Here is a 19396-nt window from a genome sequence, read left to right as displayed (position 1 = left end):
AGCAGCCTTCTGTTCCTTATCCGGGAATAGAAGGCTTTTTTGTTCTCATACCGTGAAAAGTTGTTCTCACTGAAGGAGTGATATATACTAGTATGAATAATAGAAGCATTCTGATAGCGTTGAACCATCTACCGGGAATCGGTTGGAAAACGATACAGCAGATTGTAGCCCAATTTCCGTGTCTGGCGGACGCTTTAGCTCTGCAGCCCGATCAATGGAAGGAATTGGGGATGTTGTCATCTAAAGCGCATTCAATAACAGCCGCGCTGCGCCAGGTTACGCCTGCATATTTGATGCAGCTGCTAGACCGCTACAACAGCCACGGAATTCAGATACTGACAATATACGACGAAGAATATCCGGTGTTATTGACTCAAACTGCTCAGCCGCCCTGGGTATTATATTGCCATGGGAAAGTTCATCTTCTGAACGCGCCTTGCATTGCAGTAGTTGGCACCAGGACCCCCACCGTGTACGGCCGCAAGATTGCCGAACAATTGTCGGGCGAGCTCGCCTCTGCGAGTGTATGTGTCGTAAGCGGTTTGGCCAGAGGGATTGACACGGCCGCCCACTGCGGTGCCTTAAGCCAATCGGGTGGAACGATTGCGGTGTTGGGCTGTGGGATAGGGCAAGTGTATCCGCGTGAGAATCATCAGTTGTATGAGCGCATCTTGAAAGAAGGCTTGATCATCAGCGAGTATCCATTGGACACTAAAGCCCATCCGGGTCTTTTTCCTCAGCGCAACCGTATCATCGCCGGCTTGAGTCAAGGTGTTTTGGTCGTGGAGGCCGCACTCAGAAGCGGTTCACTGATCACTGCCGATCAAGCGTTAGAGGAATCCAGGGACGTGTTTGCGGTGCCAGGGCCAATCACCTCTCCTAAGAGTCAGGGCGCGCTTTCCTTAATCAAGCAAGGCGCTAAACTGGTCAGCGATGTGAGTGACATTTTGGAGGAGTACCCGCAGTGGATAGCGGGACGCGCAACGACAAATAGTAATTATGCGCAGCAAACCCAGTCAAACTTATCAGCGGATGAACAAACCATCGTAAGCCTGCTGCAAAATCAAGCGATGTCCATTGATGAGCTGCTCGTGAGCACTGAATTTACCTTTGGACATTTACATTCACTTCTGTTAAATTTACTATTGACAAAGCGTGTTGAACAGTTACCGGGTTCTCTCTACGCTTTTATTAGACTACATATCTCATAAATCGAGGGGGGAAGGACGGCTATGGCAGATTCATTAGTCATTGTGGAGTCACCCGCAAAAGCAAAGACGATCGGCAAATATTTAGGCAGCAAGTTCATCGTAAAAGCGTCCATGGGCCATATACGTGATCTTCCGAAGAGCCAAATCGGCGTTGAAATAAAAAAGGACTTTGAACCCAAATACATCACTATCCGCGGCAAGGGCTCGGTGCTGAAAGAGTTAAAGGATGCCCGCAAAAAGGTGAAAAAAGTATATCTGGCGGCGGACCCTGATCGTGAGGGCGAAGCTATCGCATGGCATCTCGCACATTATTTAGAGCTTGATGAAACGGAAACATGCCGCGTTGTATTTAACGAAATAACCAAGCAGGCCGTCAAAGACGCTTTTAAAACACCTCGAAAAATAAACTTGGATCTTGTTAACGCCCAGCAGGCTCGACGCATTTTAGACCGCTTGGTCGGTTATAAAATCAGCCCTTTATTATGGAAGAAAGTAAAAAAAGGGTTATCCGCGGGCCGCGTGCAATCAGTGGCGGTAAAGCTCATTTATGACAGGGAAAATGAGATTAAGGCTTTTGTACCAGAGGAATACTGGTCTATCACGGCGAGGCTGCTCACGGGCTCCACAGAATTTGAAGCCAAGTACCACAGTGTCGGCGGTGAGAAGAAGGAGCTTCGTAACCAAGAGGAAGTTAATGCCATCTTGGCGGGCTTGGAACAAGCGGTCTTCACAGTGAGTGAAGTGAAAGAAAAAGAACGGCTGCGTAATCCGTCGCCGCCTTTCATCACGAGCTCTCTGCAGCAGGAAGCTGCCCGCAAGCTGAATTTCCGCGCAGCTAAAACGATGTCCGTAGCGCAGCAGCTGTACGAGGGAATCGATCTTGGCAGCGAGGGCACAGTCGGTCTAATCACATATATGCGTACAGACTCCACACGTATTTCCCCCGTGGCTCAAGAAGAAGCGAAAGGGTTTATTTTGCAAAAGTATGGCGACGCCTATTATCCGGAAACCCCCCGGGTATATGTGAAAAAAGCAGCCAACGCCCAGGATGCGCACGAAGCGATTCGCCCGAGCTCGGTCCTGCGTGAGCCGGATCAAATGAAACAATATTTGAGTCGTGACCAATTTCGATTGTATAAGCTCGTATGGGAACGTTTTTTGGCCAGTCAGATGGCGTCAGCGGTGTTGGATACGATGACCGTTGACATTGCGGCAGGGGACACGGTGTTTCGCGCGGTAGGTTCCAAAATGAAATTTCCCGGTTTTATGAAGGTGTATGTGGAAGGCAACGACGACGGCACCACGGAAGAGGATAAGCTGCTGCCGCCTTTAAAAAAGGGTGATCAGGTGCAAAAAAAGCAAATCGATCCGAAGCAGCATTTCACTCAACCGCCGCCGCGCTTTACCGAAGCTCGTCTAGTGCGTGCATTGGAGGAAATGGGGATCGGACGCCCGAGTACTTACGCACCTACGCTCGAAACCATTCAAAAGCGCGGATATGTGGCGATTGAGGACAAAAAGTTTGTACCCACCGAGCTGGGCGAATTGGTCATTCAACAGATGATCGAATATTTTCCCGAAATTTTGGATGTCGAATTCACCGCCCATATGGAAGAAGAGCTTGACCATGTGGAAGAGGGAAAAGAGAATTGGGTCAAGGTACTTGGAGACTTTTATGAGTCATTTGAGAAGAGACTGGAAGTCGCCGAGGAAGAGATGGAGAAGATTGAGATCCAGGACGAGGTTTCAGACGAATTATGTGAGAAATGCGGCCGACATCTGGTTTACAAAATGGGACGGTTTGGCAAGTTTTTGGCCTGTTCCGGATTTCCAGACTGCCGCAATACGAAACCGATCGTCAAGGACACAGGTGTAACATGCCCGAACTGTAAAGAAGGCAAGATCATAGAACGCCGCAGCAAGAAGGGACGTATATTTTACGGCTGCGACCGCTATCCGGGCTGTGAGTTCGTGTCATGGGATAAGCCGGTAGAAAAACCGTGTCCGAAATGTGAGGCGCTAGTAGTGGAAAAACGAAATAAGAACGGCATATTCCATCAATGCGTTCAATGTGATTACAAAGAAGAACTGCAGGAAACAGAGTAAGGTTCATTAGACCAGGAGGATATCATCTTGTCAGAGACATCTACAGTGACCGTTATCGGGGCCGGCTTGGCGGGCAGTGAGGCTGCTTGGCAGATCGCGAGTCAAGGCGTACCCGTTATCTTATACGAAATGCGTCCAGTGAAAAAAACACCCGCGCATATAACCGATAAGTTTGCCGAGCTGGTGTGCAGCAATTCGCTGCGCGCCAACGGCTTAACGAATGCGGTGGGCGTATTAAAGGAAGAAATGCGGGTTATGAATTCTTTGATCATGCGGTCCGCTGATAAACATGCCGTGCCCGCAGGTGGAGCGTTGGCAGTGGATAGAGAAGGATTTTCCGCTGAAATCACCGACACGCTGCGGAATCATCCGCTGATCGAAGTGCGTAATGAAGAGCTGGAAGCACTCCCCGAGGGGATTACGGTAGTTGCCACAGGTCCCTTAACGTCCCCGACCCTTTCGGCGCACTTGAAACAGCTGATGGGCGAGGAGTATTTGTACTTCTATGATGCCGCTGCTCCTATTGTTGAAAAAGATTCGATTGATATGAGCAAGGTATATCTGGCTTCACGCTACGATAAAGGGGAAGCGGCGTACTTGAACTGCCCTATGACCGAGGAGGAGTTCAACACATTCTACGATGCGCTCATCTCAGCCGAAGTTGCACCCGTCAAGGAGTTTGAGAAAGAAATCTATTTCGAGGGCTGCATGCCCATCGAGGTAATGGCACAACGCGGGAAACAAACTGCTTTATATGGGCCTATGAAGCCGGTAGGGTTGATTAACCCTCATACCAATGAACTTCCTTACGCGGTCGTACAGCTTCGTCAGGATAATGCGGCCGGAACGCTTTACAATTTGGTAGGATTCCAGACCCATTTGAAGTGGGGAGAGCAAAAAAGAGTATTTTCTCTTATTCCAGGCTTGGAGAATGCCGAGTTCGTGAGATACGGCGTGATGCATCGCAACACGTTCATCAATTCTCCGAAGCTGCTGAAACCGACGTACCAGTTTCTTAAGCGTGATAATTTGTTTTTCGCCGGTCAAATGACAGGTGTGGAAGGTTACGTGGAATCGGCGGCATCTGGATTGATTGCGGGTTTGAACGCCGCACGCTATGCGAAGGGGCAAGAATGTCTGGTGTTCCCGGAGGAAACTACCCTTGGCAGTATGGCGCATTATATTACCACCGCGGATTTCAAACATTTTCAACCGATGAATGCCAATTTCGGGCTGTTCCCGCCGCTGGGTGAAAGAATTAAGAATAAGCAACAGCGGTATGAACAGATCGCGCACAGAGCGCTGAATAAAATCGGGGAGTTTTGTTAAAGCACAACGAGCTTGTGTGGAAAAGCTTTTCTGTGCTACGATATTATTGTTTTAAATACTAGAACTCGCTAGAGCTTTTTTCTAACTTATATAATAGTCAAAAGAACCTCTGCTTCGCGGTGCCATATCGTGCGTCTCGAACGAGGTTTTTCTATTGAATGACTGTTTTGACGGAGTATTACCCTTGGAGGTAGATTGATATGGAACAAGCGTTTCATGCGACCACGATTTTCGCTATCAGGCATCAAGGTAAAGGTGCTATTGCCGGTGATGGGCAGGTAACATTCGGCAACAGCATGGTAATGAAGAGTCACGCCAAGAAGGTAAGAAGATTGTACCGCGGCAGGGTTGTAGCGGGATTTGCCGGTTCTGTGGCGGATGCCATCACACTATTTGAGAAGTTCGAAGACAAGCTCGAAGAGCATCAGGGGAATCTCCAGAGGGCTGCGGTCGAACTCGCGAAGGACTGGCGCTCCGACCGCGTTTTACGACGGCTTGAGGCAATGCTGACCGTCATGGATGCCAATCACCTTTTACTCATCTCGGGGAACGGGGAAATTATTGAGCCGGACGACGGGATTGTTGCGATAGGATCAGGGGGCAGCTTCGCGTTGTCTGCAGGGCGTGCCTTGCATCGGTATGCACCGCATATGAGCGCCAAAGAGATTGCAACCGCGGCGCTGACGATGGCTGCTGAAATTTGCGTGTTTACCAATCACAATATAATTGTAGAAGAAATCGAGTAGACGGGGAGGTACACTCTTTTGAAGCATATGGCCTTAACGCCCAGAGAGATTGTCGCTCAACTAGACAATTACATTATTGGACAAAAGAACGCGAAGAAATCCGTGGCTGTGGCGCTGCGCAACCGGTACCGCAGAAGCCAGCTGGATGAATCGATACGTGATGAGATCGTACCGAAAAATATTTTAATGATAGGCCCTACCGGTGTCGGCAAAACCGAAATTGCCCGCAGGCTGGCAAAGCTGGTCAACGCTCCATTCGTCAAAGTGGAAGCCACTAAATTCACAGAGGTGGGTTACGTTGGGCGGGATGTGGAGGCCATGGTGCGCGATTTGGTCGAGACTTCCATTCGCATGGTGAAGACAGAAAAAACTGAGAAGCTAAAGGATAAGGCTGCTAAGCTGGCGGATGACCGAATTGTTTCGATCCTCGTGCCAGGTGCTTCAAAGCAGAAGCAGCAGCGGAATCCGCTGGAAATGCTCTTTGGCAACGCGACTACCGCTGGAAGCGGGGACTCGCAGGAGCCGGAACAGGATGCATACCTCACATCGCGACGGCAGGAAATGAAAGAAAAGCTGGGCAAGGGTGAGTTGGAAAACACCGTCATTGAGATCGAGGTGGAGGATAACACACCTTCTATGTTGGATATGTTGGCGGGACAAGGCAATGAACAGGCAGGCATGAATATGCAGGAGCTGTTTGGCAACTTGATGCCGAAGAAAATGAAAAAGCGCAAGCTGCCGATCAGAGAAGCACGCAAAGTGTTAATCCAGGAGGAAGCTCAAAAACTGCTGGATATGGATGAAGTCATCCAGGAGGCGGTACAAAGAGCGGAGCAAGTCGGTATCATTTTCATTGATGAGATCGATAAAATTTGCAGCACAGGGCGCGGCAGCGGACCGGATGTTTCGCGTGAAGGCGTACAGCGTGACATCCTGCCTATCGTAGAAGGCTCGACAGTTATGACCAAATACGGCCCCGTGCAGACGGATTATATTCTTTTCATTGCTGCAGGTGCTTTTCATATTGCAAAACCATCCGATCTTATCCCAGAGCTGCAGGGCCGGTTTCCAATCCGGGTAGAATTAAGCAGCTTGACAGAGCAGGATTTTATGCTCATTCTGAGGGAGCCTAAGCACGCACTTACCAAGCAGTATACTGCACTGTTAGAAACTGAAGGAATTCATGTGGAATTCTCCGATGCCGCTATAGAAGAAATTGCCAAAATTGCAGCTGATGTCAACAACAACACAGATAACATAGGAGCGCGCCGGCTGCATACGATTTTGGAGAAACTTTTGGAGGATCTGTCTTTCGAGGCGCCCGAAATCACCTTAGAGCAGATTGTCATCACACCGGAATACGTCCGGGAAAAACTGTCTGACATTGTGCAGAACCGGGATTTAAGCCAATATATATTGTAGTTCCGCAGAGCTTTAACCAAGAGGCTCTGTCATTATGGTAAGCCGCATTTGGGAGGCAGCATCATGCTATTGTTAGCAAAGACAAGAAGATTGAATAAATTGCTCCAAAAAGAAGCCGGAAATCCGGTGAGCTTTAAAAATATGGCTGAGGTCCTAAACGATATATTGCGCGCGGATATTTTTGTGGTGAGCCGCAGAGGCAAGGTGTTGGGCAAAGCTGTTTCTTCAACAGAGCGGAGCCCGATGCTGCTGGAGTCGATGCTGCAGGACAATCGTTTTCCCGCCGATTACAACGAACTGCTGTTAAGAGTGGAAGAGACCTCCTCTAACATGGATTCACGCAGCGAGTATCACGTTTTTGGCAGCTACTTGCAGCATGGCGACGTGTATATCACGATTGTACCTGTTATAGGGGGCGGCGAACGGCTAGGCACTTTAATCCTAACAAAGCGGTTCGATGAGTTCGTCGATGATGATTTGATTCTCGCGGAGTACGGCTCCACGGTCGTCGCCATGGAGATTCTGCGTGAGAAAGCGGAGCAAGTTGAGATTGAAGCGCGGAGTAAAGCTGTTGTCGAGGTAGCGGTTGCATCATTATCCTTCAGCGAATTAGAAGCGGTGGAACATATATTCGAGGAGCTGGACGGGTCTGAAGGATTGTTGGTGGCGAGTAAAATTGCGGACCGTGTGGGAATTACCAGGTCGGTTATTGTCAATGCAATGCGAAAACTGGAAAGTGCCGGCGTTATCGAGACCCGCTCTTTGGGAATGAAAGGCACGTATATCCGAGTGCTGAACGATCAGCTGATGCAGGGAATTCGAAACATTAAAATATGACAAATTGTGAAAATTAAGCCCTATATGACAAATATAGGGCTTTTTTCTCATTGTTTTAAGGCGTTGATTGTATAATATAGATATAGTTCTAGTTTACTATCGCGTTACGAAAATTGTAACATATTTTTTAGAAGAAAATGTCGAAAAAATAAAGGAATTACACTAGACTTGTTGAATAGTAGAAATTAACAACATCCGAATAATGGAAATCAACATCAATTTAAAGGTAGGGCTGCTTATGAATATCTTAAATAAACCCGCGTTTAACCAGCTTGAGCGCACTTTGAATGCATCAACCATGAGACAGCGTGTTATAGCTGATAACATTGCGAATGTCGACACACCATTATTTAAGAGAGCGGAGGTTCGTTTTGAAGAGCTCCTGCAAAATGAGATGAATGGTCCTGCTTTGCAAGGATTTAGAACCGATCCGAGGCACTTTCAGTTGGGAGGGGCGGCGACTCCGGAACCACAAATTGTGAGAGACAACTCGTCGGCAGTAAACAACAACTTGAATAACGTTGATATCGATTATGAAATGTCTTTGATGGCGAAAAATCAGCTGCGTTATAACGTCATGGTACAGCAGGTGAACAGCGAGATTAAGAAGGCCCATATGGCAATCGGTATAAGGGGGTAAATAATGAAGCTTACGAATGGATTTGACATCAGCTCTTCGGCATTGACCGCGCAGCGGTTTCGAATGGATGTGATTTCTTCGAACATCGCGAATGCCGATTCCACTAGAGCAAGGATGGTCGATGGCAAATGGACACCGTACCAAAGGAAGTTGGTCACCGTTGAACCCAAGCACGCAGGTTTTGAACAGGCTCTACAGAACGCACAGGCAGGTACGGCCGGAGAAGGGGTACAGGTAACGAGAGTGATAGAAGACACTTCTCCCTTTAAGCAGGTTTACAATCCAACGCATCCTGATTCGGATGAAAACGGGTTTGTTATGATGCCGAATGTTGACGTGCTTAAAGAGATGGTCGATATGATATCGGCAACTCGTTCCTATGAAGCTAACGTGACAGCGTTGAATGCTTCAAAGTCTCTGATCAGCAAGGCATTGGAAATCGGCAGATAAAGTATGTGAAAGGGGATTTATACGCAAATGATTGAAAAATTGGGCATGAAGCCTCTGCAAAACATTACTCAACCCGCAGCTAAAAATTTCAACCCATCGGTGGTAACCGGGCAGTTTGGAAGCTTTCTCACGGATGCCATGAACAAACTCAGCGCCCAGCAGCAGAACGTTGACATGTTGAACGATAAATTTGCGATGGGTGAAATTTCGGATGTGCACCAGCTGATGATCGCGGCGGAAAAAGCGTCCTTGGGATTAGAGCTCACGGTTCAAGTGCGCAATAAAGTCATTGATGCTTATCAAGACGTCATGAGAATGCAGCTGTAATGCAACAGTTCAATGTATAGCTACGGTCTTTTGGATGGGGTGGAAAAGTGAACGAAAATATTGGCCAGTATTGGAATAAATTCACACAACACTGGAAGCAGTTGAGCAGAGCACAGAAGATAACAGCTATTGGAACCTTGGTTCTCGTCATGTTAACCATCGGGATTGTGAGCTATAACTTTTCAAAGACTGAGTACGCGTTGGCATACACGAATCTGCAGCCAAGCGATGCTGCTGCAATCAAATCTTACCTTGACGGAGCAAAGATTCCATACCAGCTGAGTGAGGATGGTAAAAGCATCGGAGTGCCCCGCAGCGAAGTGGCTAATGTGAAACTGGCTGTTGAATCGCAAGGGTTGAACAAAACCGGCAACGTGGGCTATGGCGCTTTTGATCAGAATAGTACGTTTGGCACAACAGACAAAGAATTTAACGTTAGGTATGTCAATGCAGTGCAGGGAGAGCTGCAACAGCTGATTAACTCAAACAACGCGGTGAATAGTTCTAAGGTCCTAATAAATCTTCCTGAGGAAACTGTGTTTCTTCCTAAAGGGACTGACAAACCTCAAGCTTCAGCATCCGTAGTGCTGGATTTGAAGCCGGGCTACACACTGGACCAGGCCAAAATCGACACGATGTATAATCTGGTCTCCCACAGCGTGCAGGACTTACCGATTGAGAATATCACAATCTCCGATCAGAACGGTGAACTGCTTGAGTATTCCCAAGGTAAGACGAAAAACACCAGCGCAAATCTGGTGGCGGAGCATTTTCAAATTAATAATCAGTTTAAGAATGACGTTCAGAAAAACGTACAGCAAATGCTAGGAGCCATACTTGGCAGGGACAAGGTCATCGTACAGGTGTTTTCCACTATGAACTTCGACCAGACGAATACCAAGCAGCAATTGGTAACTGCGCCGAATGAGGTTGACCAGAGAGGTCTTGAAATTTCGGTGCAGGAGCTTCAGAAAAACTACAACAGTGACGGTGGAGCGGGTGCCGCAGGCGTACCTGGGACTGGTCAGACTGATGTGCCCGGCTATCCTGGGGCGAACAACGCAGGCACCGCGGAGTCAGAAGAGCTTCAAAGGACAGTGAATTACGAAGTTAACCGAATCACGAATGATATTGTGGCTGCACCGTATGTAGTGAAAGATTTAACAATCAACGTAGGCATTGAACCGCCGGATCCGGTTGATCCGAATTCTTTAACGCCCGAAACGGTGGCTGCGGTGCAGCAAATTCTTACGAACGTCGTAAGAGCGGCACTCGCGGACAGCGACCAACCGCTGACGGATGAGGATCTGGCTCAGAAAATTTCAGTGTTCCCGCATACGTTTGCTCGTACGGTTGAAGAGGAAGCTGGCAACTCAAATACTATGCTGCTGTATGGCGGACTGGGTGGACTGGCCTTGGCACTGCTAGGAGTCGGTGGTTATATGCTAATGCGGCGACGGAAGGCCCGGCAGGAGGCTGAAGAGTTTGACGCAGCCGAGCCAGCCAAAGTTGAATTTCCTACGATTGATATGGACAGTGTGACCAATGACAATCAAGTACGAAAACAGCTTGAAACCTTGGCGAAGAAAAAACCGGAGGAATTCGTTAATTTGCTTCGTACCTGGTTAGCGGACGAATAGAGGTGGGCTTTTATTGGCTAGAACGAGTCAGGGATTAACAGGACGTCAAAAAGCAGCCATCTTGTTGATCAGTTTAGGACCCGAGGTCTCTGCTGAAATTTTTAAGCATTTGCGCGATGAAGAGATCGAGCAATTGACATTGGAAATCGCAAACGTCAGAAAGGTAGACAACGCGGAGAAAGAGTCCATCCTTTCGGAATTTCATCAGATCTGCGTGGCTCAGGAGTATATTTCACAAGGCGGTATCGCATACGCAAAAGATATATTAGAGAAGGCGCTAGGCTCTCAAAAAGCGCTGGACATTATCAACAGGTTAACGGCGACTCTGCAAGTGCGGCCGTTTGACTTTGCGAGAAAAGCCGATCCCGCGCAGATTCTGAATTTTATTCAAAATGAGAATTCTCAGACCATCGCGTTGGTGCTTGCCTATCTCCAGCCTGAGCAGTCGTCGATCATTCTGTCATCGCTGCCGCAGGAAAAGCAAGCGGATGTTGCCAAACGCGTGGCGTTAATGGACAGTACATCGCCCGAAGTGATCAGCCAGGTGGAACGTGTTCTCGAACAAAAACTGTCGGCCACTGTAACACAAGATTACACGAATGCGGGCGGCATTTCCGCTATCGTAGAAATACTGAACGGCGTTGACCGTGGTACGGAGCGTACCATTCTGGATTCGTTGGAAATTCAAGATCCCGAGCTGGCGGAAGAGATTAAGAAGCGAATGTTTGTATTCGAAGATATCGTTAACATCGATAACCGTTCAATTCAAAGAATTATCCGCGACATCGAGAATGCTGATCTGCAATTGGCGCTGAAAGTGGCGAGCGAAGAAGTTCGGGAGGCGATATTCCAGAACATGTCCAAGCGCATGGCGGAAACCTTTAAGGAAGAGATGGAATTCATGGGACCCGTACGATTGCGGGACGTTGAAGAAGCTCAGACCCGGATTGTTGCGACGATCCGCCGGTTAGAGGAGTCCGGTGAGATTATCATTGCGCGCGGTGGAGGAGATGATATCGTTGTCTAATGTGATTAAATATACTCATTATGTATCATTAGACGACGTGAAACTGGTCGAACGTCGACCAGCGTTTGACGACAATGCCGTTGATCCAAGTCACATGACTCAAGAGCAGAGGCAGGAACTCACAGAACTGACTGAAATCAAAGAGCAGATATTGAACGATGCGGAAACATTCGCTGAAGAGCAGGTTAGAGCGGCTATGTCCGAGGCTTCCGCGATTCGGGAGCGGGCGCAGGAGGAAATTCAGCAGTGGTGGAACGAACGCAGGCAAGATGATGACGAGCTGCAAAACAAACTGAAAGATGAAGGCTTTTCACAGGGTTATCAAGACGGGTTGGTGCGGGCTGAAGAGGAACTGCGTCAGCAGTACAGTGAAATGCTGCAAGAAGCATCGCAGATTTTAGAGCAAGCTTACATATCAAAGCAGCAGATCATCCAGGAAGCAGAACCCTTTCTAATTGAAATGAGCTGTGCAATATCCGAGAAAATCATCGCAAGGCAGCTCACTGTGGAATCATCCTGGGTGATTGAATTAATCCAATCGGTGCTGGCTAGACGAAAGGAAAAAGGCATCATTACTTTATGTATCGCACCCGCGCATTTTTCGAATATACAGGACGCCAGAGAGGAGCTTCTACTGCATATAGACTCTCAGGCGGAGCTGCAAATCATTCCTGATCCCTCAGTACATGATCGCGGTTGTGTGATTCGCTCGTCGTTCGGCAGCATCGACGCCAGAATTGATACTCAGCTGAATGAAATTAAAAACGCTTTGCAGCAGCTGGCAGTGAGAAACGAGGGAGAGTAGCATGGGGCAATCGCTGAATACCTCCAAGTACATCGAGCATCTCAGACAGATCGATCCGATACGTGTCAACGGCAAAGTCACTCAAGTAATAGGACTAACCGTTGAGTCGGAAGGTCCTGACGCGAGCATTGGCGATGTTTGTTACATCTTCCCGTTAAAGTCAAATCGACCGTTGAAAGCAGAGGTTGTGGGCTTTAAGAACAATAAAGTTCTGTTAATGCCTCTAGGAGAACTGCAAGCTATCGGTCCGGGCTGCGACGTCGTCGGCACTGGCAAACCTTTGTCGGTACAAGTGGGGCACGAGCTGTTGGGCAAAGTATTGGACGGACTGGGACAGCCTCTGGATGGAACATTTCTCCCTTCGAGGATGACGCAATACTCAACGAACAACGCCCCCAGCAATCCGCTGAAGCGACCGCGTGTTCTTGATCCGATCAGCGTGGGTGTGCGGTGCATCGATGGTTTACTCACAATCGGTAGAGGACAACGGGTCGGTATTTTCGCTGGTTCCGGTGTTGGGAAAAGTACGTTGATGGGGATGATAGCGAGAAATACTTCAGCCGATGTTAACGTGATTGCACTTATCGGTGAACGCGGACGTGAGGTGCTGGACTTCATTGAGCGCGATCTTGGTCCAGAAGGCCTTGCCAGATCGGTGGTCATTGTCGCTACTTCGGATCAACCCGCGCTTATCCGGATCAAAGGTGCTTTGATCGCAACCAGCATCGCCGAATATTTCAGAGACCGCGGGTTAAACGTGATGATGATGATGGACTCGGTCACCCGTTTCGCCATGGCGCAGCGTGAAGTCGGTTTGGCAGTAGGTGAGCCGCCCGCTACGAGGGGATACACGCCCTCAGTGTTTGCCACGCTGCCAAAGCTGCTGGAAAGGTCGGGTACCGGACCAAAGGGCTCGATTACTGCGTTTTACACCGTCCTGGTTGACGGCGACGACATGAATGAACCGATTGCGGATGCAGTACGAGGTATATTAGACGGGCATATCGTACTAGATCGGAACATCGCTAACAGAGGCCACTATCCGGCGATCGACGTACTGTCAAGTGTCAGCCGTGTGATGAAGGAAATCGTCCCTGCCGAACAGATGCTGGCAGCCGAACACCTAAAACGATTACTTTCTGTTTATAAAGATTCGGAAGATTTAATCAATATCGGGGCGTACCAGCCAGGCTCTAATCCGGAAATTGATCTTTCTTTACAACACATTCAATCCATCTGGGATTACACCAAACAGAGAGTGAATGAGAAGCTGACGTATGAGGAAGCTCAGCACAGATTAATTCGAGAATTTTATAAGGGATGAGAATGTATACCATGCGCTTTCGATATGCTTTCCAGAAAATAGTGGATCTCAAAACCAACGAAAAAATTCAAGCGGAATGGCTGCTGTCAGAAGCGATCGGCAAGGTTAAAGCACAGGAAACTTCTTTAGCCGAGCTGGTTACCGAGAAGGATCATCTGCATGAGCGACTGCATACCGTTTCTTCTAATAAAACGACCATATCGCAGATCATGATCATTCAGCAAATGGTTGATCAAATTGATCATCAAATCGTGATGAAGAACAAAGATTTACAGAAGGCTCAAGCGGTAATGGCCAGCAAAAAAGAGACGCTGGCTGGCAAAGCATTGGAAGAAGAGATTTGGACCAAAGCGAAAAACCGGGCTCAGCAAAAATTTGTGATCAACATGCTGAAAAAGGAACAAGAACAGCTAGACGAAATGGCAACCAATCGGTTCCAGAGGTTATCGTAGGAGCCGACAGAATATAGGAGGTGAGGCATATGGCGGACACTGATGTGGAAAATGGGTCCTCGTACGGTGCGATGGAACGGTTTCTTATTTGGTTCTTGATTCCGTTTGTGTTCACTGCGGTGCTTCTCGGTGTACTGCTCACCATTTTTGACTACGATGTGGTGAACAATGTCCTGAAAGCAGCTAATCGTGTGCCCGTGGTTAACAGCGTCATTCCTGATCCGAAAACGGCATCTGCAGAAACTGAAGGGCCCGTTGCGGACGAGACAACTGCACCCACGCCGGAAGAAACGGTTCAATCCCTGACCAGCGATTTGCAAGAGAAAGAGCAGGATCTAATTAAGTCGGATGAGTTGCTCGCACAGCGCGATCAGGCGATTAAAGAGCTTGAGGCGAAGAATACCGCGTTAGAGGAACAAGTGCAGGCCAAAACACAATCTGATGAGGAATATGATAATCAAGTGCAGCAGCTTGCGACGATGTATGCGAAGATGTCTCCATCGAAATCCGCACCGATCTTGGAAAACTTGACAACTGCCGAGCGGGTGCTCGTTCTGAGTAAGATGAAAACGGACGAACGGGTTAAGGTGCTGGAAAAAATGGATCCTAAAATTGCCGCCGAGTCATCCATTCTGCTGAAGGATCAAACTACGGCCAGGGACACACAGATTGCGGCACTGCAAGACCGGTTAAAGCAAGCGGCTCCGACAGAAGAGGGCGTAAGCGAAAAGCTTAGCAAGGATGATTTAGGGAGCACCTTCGCAAATATGACACCTAAGAGCGCGGCGACAGTGCTAATGGAGATGTATAAAAGCAATCCGGAGAAGGTGGTCGCGATTTTGAGTTCAATGGACAGCGTCGGGCGTTCCAAAGTCATTACTGCTGTGGCAGAGCAATCCAAGGAGACGGCAGCTATAATCTCGAACCGTCTGGTTCAATGAAATGAGGAAGGGAGGTGAATTACTATGGTAGTACAAAGTCAAGCTCCGATTAACGCAGCTGCCTTCACGAGCACCTCAGTAGCCGGCAATACCATCGCCTCAGCGTCGGCCGAGGTAAACGGGCAAGCAGTTGGCGGCTTTTCCGCAGCGTTGAATGGTGTGTTGGCCGGTATGCCGACGGACAGCCAACCGAGTGTACAACTCTCTTTGACGGGTTTAGCTGCATTGAACCAGCTGCTCTTGGCTTTCGAGCGTACTGCGAGTGTGTCTCCGGACACACAAGCTGAAGCTGCATTGCAGCAGTTGGATGCACTAGTTGAATTGCTGGATGCCGACTCAGAAGATGCATCCGCCCTGTTACATAACCCGGATGTACAAGCTTGGCTGGTGCAAATGCAGGCGGCACTTATGGCATACTCGTCATTCACGGAACCAGCAGTTGCACCGGATGGCAATTCTTCGGGAGACGCAGTGACTGGTGACCGCGCAGTGGAACTGCCGCTCGCAAACCACAACGTGAAAGCAGTCGGTGTAAATTCTTTGCTGTTTGTTCCTATGGAGCAGCCGTTAGAAGCAGATGATTCCCTGCCAGGTCAAGCAGTATCGACTTTGAGTAATTTTAGCAAATCTGAGGCAATCGACTTGTTGCAGCAGGTTAAGGAGGTGCTGCAACAAACTACTAAATCTCAGGTGGCTGTTACCGAATCTGCGCGAACAATTCACGCTAAGGTTGCGGAACTGCAAGAAGTGCTGGCTCCTTTGCTTGCCGGTCGCAGGCAGGATGAAGTAAATAAGTCCGGCACAGCCAACGGCAGCTACACCTTGGCAGGCGGAAGTGCACTTTCTCACAGCAGGCCAAATGCACAGCAGAATCTGTTAAAGCCCGACACATCGGTGTCAATTGAAGTTCAGGCACAACCGGTCAGCGTGAATCCTAAGCTTGAGATTTTGGCAGCGAAATCAGCGCCCCCGCAAACTGTCACGTCCAGTTCGCTAGTGACCGTTGATGCACCGTTGTTTGAACCGTTAGTGGAAATGCCGACCGAAATGACCGAGGACAATCAAGCAATGCCGATCCATGAATTCTTGAAAAAGTTGGACAATGGTGAACGGATAAACAAAACGCTGATTCTGGTCATGAACGCACCAGCTTTTGTAGAGGAGATGGCAGAGTTTGTGATCAAATCCTTCACAATGGACGTTCGAGCTGAAGGTATCACAGAAGCCAAGCTGTCATTATACCCTGAGCATCTGGGTCAAGTGGACGTTAAGTTGACAATGCAGAACGGACAGCTGGTGGCGCAATTTGTGGCAGAAAGTGCAGTCGGCAGAGAGATGCTTGAAAGTCAATTATCACAATTGAAAACAACATTGCAAAGCCAAGGCATTCAGGTGGATAAGCTGGAAGTAAGCCAAAGTCAAGCGTTTGAATCGGGGTTATTCCAAGAGCAGCGCCAGCAGCAGTTTAAACAATCCAACAAGCAGCAAAAGGACGCCAGTTCAGGAGAGATTGTGGCACTCGATGACGAGCTGGCTCAACCAAAGGACAAACCTGCTCAGAGTTCGCGCGCTTCGAGACATACCTCAATCGATACGATTGCTTAATAACTGAATCGTCTAGGATTGACTGGGAGGTGAGAATATGCCAAATCCGGCAGTGGGAACTAAAAATGTGTATCCATACTACAGCAAAACCAACATAAGCAATGCGGGTACCGGTGACAAAAGCCAGCTAGGCAAGGATGAATTTTTAAAAATTTTAATAACTCAATTGAACCACCAAGATCCGATGCAGCCTCTGCAGGATAAAGAATTTATTGCACAGATGGCACAATTTACGTCTGTCGAACAATTGAGCAATATGAGCACGGAGCTGAAGCAGCTGCGCCAAACGCTGGGTTTCGCCTCCGGGATTATTGGAAAGCAAATTTCTTGGATCGTCGCGGGCAAGAATGGCGAGCAAGACACCACCAAAAGTGGCATGGTTGAATCGATTGTAGTGAAACCTGACGGTCAGTATGCGGTGGTCAAGGATGAGCAAATAGCGCTGGATCGAATTTCGAAGATTACGAATTCGGAGGCAACGCCATGACTGAGCGCATTTCTATCGGACAGCTCTATCCTGGCACCCTGAGGCCTGCACCTCCCACAAGAAACGAACAGCGACCGAGCAGTCAACATGCGACATTTGACAACCTCCTGCAAAATGAGCTCGTTCGATTCAGCAACCACGCTGAACTGCGGCTCAGACAGAGAGGGATTGAGTTCCAGCCGGAACAGTTGGCCAAAATCCGTAATGCTATTGACAATGCGGCTTCGAAAGGCGCTACAGAGTCCTTAATGCTGATCGACCACACTGCGCTTATTGTGAACATCAAGAACAAAACCGTTATCACCGCATTAGATCAAGCATCTATGAAAAATAATTTGTTCACACAGATCGATAGTGCGGTGATCATTTCGTAACAATGGGAGCCGGCCCTGCTCAGGAAGCTCCGGGTTGTGGAACGATAGAAGCAACCTAATTACATTACCCCAATGGGAGGAAAATATTGTATGTTAAGATCTTTATATTCCGGTGTTTCTGGCATGAGAGGTTTTCAAACCAAGCTGGATGTCATCGGTAATAACATTGCAAACGTAAATACGGTCGGCTTTAAAGCTGGGCGCGTTATGTTCAAGGACATCCTAAGCCAGACTGTTGCCGGGGCGACGCCTTCAGCAGATGGTGCGACAGGAGGGGTTAACGCTAAGCAAGTCGGTCTCGGCGTGGCACTTAGCGCAATAGACACGCTGCACACACCAGGAAGCGCGATGACTACGAATTATCCCACAGACTTGAGAATTGACGGGGACGGTTTTTTCGCAGTTAAAGCAACCGAGGAGCAAGAGGAGCCCTTTTTGACTCGCGCCGGCAATTTCAGTTTTGATGCGAACAACCAGCTCGTGACAGCTGATGGGATGTTTGTAGTTGACAGTGCGGGAGATATCATTGACCTCGATGATTTGGGCACCGTCACGGCATATTCCATCTCTAACTCAGGCGAAATCATCACTACAGACGATACCGGAGCCACTAACAATTCGGGAGTATTTATCGGGGTAGTTAAAGTGCCGAATCCCGCCGGCTTGGAAAAGATCGGGGGCAATCTGTACCGTGGTACCGGCAATTCCAATTCTGAACAAGCAGTAGCGGACTTGCTGGGTGTAGCAAATGACGCTGAAACAGGCACCGGTGCCATAGTAACCGGTCAGGTCGAAATGTCGAATGTGGACTTGACTGCCGAATTCACTGAGATGATCGTTGCGCAGCGTGGTTTCCAGGCGAATTCACGCATCATCACCACATCGGACCAAATTTTGCAGGAAGTTGTTAATCTGAAGAATTAACAGCGGAGGGGGAGTCTGGTCTCCCCCAATCTTAGAAATCGGAGGCTAGTCATGATTCGGCTTACCCGTCTGAATGGAAAACCCATTACGGTAAATGTTTTGCTGATTGAGAATATTGAAGAAACACCTGACACCATTGTCACCCTGGTTACCAGCAGAAGGATCACCGTACTAGAACCGGAAAGTGTAGTGGTGCAGCTTGTGACCCAGTATCTGCAATCGATCGGTTTAGTTACCGGAACAATTAAGAGTTTGGACTCGGAGGGGTTGTAGTTGCTTAAAAGCAGAGTTTTTTTACTGGTAGTGGCCATTCTTATCGCGATTACATTGATTTTAACAGCTGCCTTCGTGTTATGGAATTACATGGAGAAATCAGCCGGCGCCAGTCCGACCCAGCAGGATCAAGCTTCAGCAAACGAGGCGGAGCAAGCGTCACCGGATGAAACGAAAGAAAACACGGTTCTCATTGAGGATGTTATGACTAATCTGGCGGCCAACAACCGCTTCATCAAAGCGAGCTTCGCTATCGAAATGGAAAACAAGAAGGCCAAAGAGGAGTTTGAGAAGCTGGACTTCAAAATGAAGGCAATCATTGTACAAACTCTCGCGGATACAACGCCAGAACAGGTACAAGGAAGCAAAGGCTTTGATAATCTGACTTCGGCTCTTATGAATAAAATGAACCCATTGCTAACCTCCGGAAACATCAAGCAAATTTGGATCACAGCCAGTGTCCTGCAATAAATACG

General features: G+C 48.4%; 21 protein-coding genes. All 21 read left to right on the top strand.

The features are described 5' to 3' along the window. Positions 1–92 precede the first annotated feature (92 nt). Entirely contained in the window at positions 93–1211 is a 1119-nt protein-coding gene (gene dprA, locus CBW46_RS01385; protein ID WP_089198236.1) for a DNA-processing protein DprA, read from the top strand. A gap of 21 nt (positions 1212–1232) precedes the next feature. After that, the gene (topA, locus tag CBW46_RS01380) at positions 1233–3317 is read left to right on the top strand and encodes a type I DNA topoisomerase (protein WP_089198235.1); all 2085 of its coding nucleotides are present in this window, start codon (positions 1233–1235) and stop codon (positions 3315–3317) included. Positions 3318–3344: 27 nt separating this feature from the next. Next, positions 3345–4646, top strand: a complete 1302-nt coding sequence (gene trmFO, locus CBW46_RS01375; protein WP_089198234.1) for an FADH(2)-oxidizing methylenetetrahydrofolate--tRNA-(uracil(54)-C(5))-methyltransferase TrmFO — start codon at positions 3345–3347, stop codon at positions 4644–4646. A gap of 200 nt (positions 4647–4846) precedes the next feature. Next, entirely contained in the window at positions 4847–5392 is a 546-nt protein-coding gene (hslV, locus tag CBW46_RS01370) for an ATP-dependent protease subunit HslV (protein ID WP_089198233.1), read from the top strand. Between the two features lie 27 nt (positions 5393–5419). Further along, positions 5420–6814 carry an ATP-dependent protease ATPase subunit HslU gene (hslU, locus tag CBW46_RS01365; protein ID WP_207802229.1) on the top strand — a complete coding sequence of 465 codons (1395 nt, stop codon included), beginning with the start codon at positions 5420–5422 and terminating at the stop codon, positions 6812–6814. 63 nt (positions 6815–6877) lie between these two features. Continuing rightward, positions 6878–7651, top strand: coding sequence for a GTP-sensing pleiotropic transcriptional regulator CodY (gene codY / locus CBW46_RS01360; RefSeq protein ID WP_089198231.1), 774 nt, complete (start codon positions 6878–6880; stop codon positions 7649–7651). A gap of 238 nt (positions 7652–7889) precedes the next feature. Beyond that, on the top strand, positions 7890–8291 hold the full coding sequence (flgB, locus tag CBW46_RS01355) for a flagellar basal body rod protein FlgB (protein WP_089198230.1): 402 nt from the start codon (positions 7890–7892) through the stop codon (positions 8289–8291). 3 nt (positions 8292–8294) lie between these two features. Next, positions 8295–8741: a flagellar basal body rod protein FlgC gene (gene flgC / locus CBW46_RS01350; RefSeq protein WP_089198229.1), complete on the top strand. Its 447-nt coding sequence runs from the start codon at positions 8295–8297 to the stop codon at positions 8739–8741. A 27-nt stretch (positions 8742–8768) separates the two neighbouring features. Then, the gene (gene fliE, locus CBW46_RS01345) at positions 8769–9068 is read left to right on the top strand and encodes a flagellar hook-basal body complex protein FliE (RefSeq protein ID WP_089198228.1); all 300 of its coding nucleotides are present in this window, start codon (positions 8769–8771) and stop codon (positions 9066–9068) included. A gap of 47 nt (positions 9069–9115) precedes the next feature. After that, positions 9116–10708, top strand: coding sequence for a flagellar basal-body MS-ring/collar protein FliF (gene fliF / locus CBW46_RS01340; protein ID WP_089198227.1), 1593 nt, complete (start codon positions 9116–9118; stop codon positions 10706–10708). Between the two features lie 13 nt (positions 10709–10721). Beyond that, a complete protein-coding gene (fliG, locus tag CBW46_RS01335; protein WP_089198226.1) occupies positions 10722–11735 on the top strand; it encodes a flagellar motor switch protein FliG in 1014 nt (337 codons plus the stop codon). Next, complete coding sequence (locus CBW46_RS01330; protein ID WP_089198225.1) at positions 11728–12540, top strand: FliH/SctL family protein; 813 nt, start codon at positions 11728–11730, stop codon at positions 12538–12540. Before fliG ends, CBW46_RS01330 begins: the two co-directional genes overlap by 8 nt. 1 nt (position 12541) lies before the next feature. After that, entirely contained in the window at positions 12542–13864 is a 1323-nt protein-coding gene (fliI, locus tag CBW46_RS01325; protein ID WP_089198224.1) for a flagellar protein export ATPase FliI, read from the top strand. Positions 13865–13875: 11 nt separating this feature from the next. Beyond that, the gene (gene fliJ / locus CBW46_RS01320) at positions 13876–14316 is read left to right on the top strand and encodes a flagellar export protein FliJ (RefSeq protein ID WP_089198638.1); all 441 of its coding nucleotides are present in this window, start codon (positions 13876–13878) and stop codon (positions 14314–14316) included. Between the two features lie 29 nt (positions 14317–14345). Further along, positions 14346–15257: a MotE family protein gene (locus CBW46_RS01315; protein ID WP_089198223.1), complete on the top strand. Its 912-nt coding sequence runs from the start codon at positions 14346–14348 to the stop codon at positions 15255–15257. A gap of 24 nt (positions 15258–15281) precedes the next feature. Beyond that, positions 15282–16862, top strand: a complete 1581-nt coding sequence (locus tag CBW46_RS01310; RefSeq protein ID WP_089198222.1) for a flagellar hook-length control protein FliK — start codon at positions 15282–15284, stop codon at positions 16860–16862. A gap of 37 nt (positions 16863–16899) precedes the next feature. Continuing rightward, entirely contained in the window at positions 16900–17349 is a 450-nt protein-coding gene (locus CBW46_RS01305) for a flagellar hook capping FlgD N-terminal domain-containing protein (RefSeq protein ID WP_089198221.1), read from the top strand. Then, the gene (locus CBW46_RS01300; protein ID WP_089198220.1) at positions 17346–17723 is read left to right on the top strand and encodes a TIGR02530 family flagellar biosynthesis protein; all 378 of its coding nucleotides are present in this window, start codon (positions 17346–17348) and stop codon (positions 17721–17723) included. The genes CBW46_RS01305 and CBW46_RS01300 overlap by 4 nt, the downstream gene beginning before the upstream one ends. Before the next feature lie 90 nt (positions 17724–17813). Continuing rightward, positions 17814–18647 (top strand): flagellar hook-basal body complex protein, encoded by an 834-nt coding sequence (locus CBW46_RS01295; protein WP_089198219.1) that lies wholly within the window; start codon positions 17814–17816, stop codon positions 18645–18647. Between the two features lie 51 nt (positions 18648–18698). Continuing rightward, on the top strand, positions 18699–18920 hold the full coding sequence (locus CBW46_RS01290) for a flagellar FlbD family protein (RefSeq protein ID WP_089198218.1): 222 nt from the start codon (positions 18699–18701) through the stop codon (positions 18918–18920). Beyond that, positions 18921–19391: a flagellar basal body-associated FliL family protein gene (locus tag CBW46_RS01285; RefSeq protein ID WP_089198217.1), complete on the top strand. Its 471-nt coding sequence runs from the start codon at positions 18921–18923 to the stop codon at positions 19389–19391. It abuts the gene before it with no gap. Positions 19392–19396 lie beyond the last annotated feature (5 nt).

The organism is Paenibacillus xerothermodurans (genome assembly GCF_002220865.2).
In the GTDB taxonomy this organism is placed as follows: Bacteria; Bacillota; Bacilli; order Paenibacillales; family NBRC-103111; genus Paenibacillus_S; species Paenibacillus_S xerothermodurans.
This window is presented reverse-complemented; position numbering and strand designations above follow the sequence as displayed.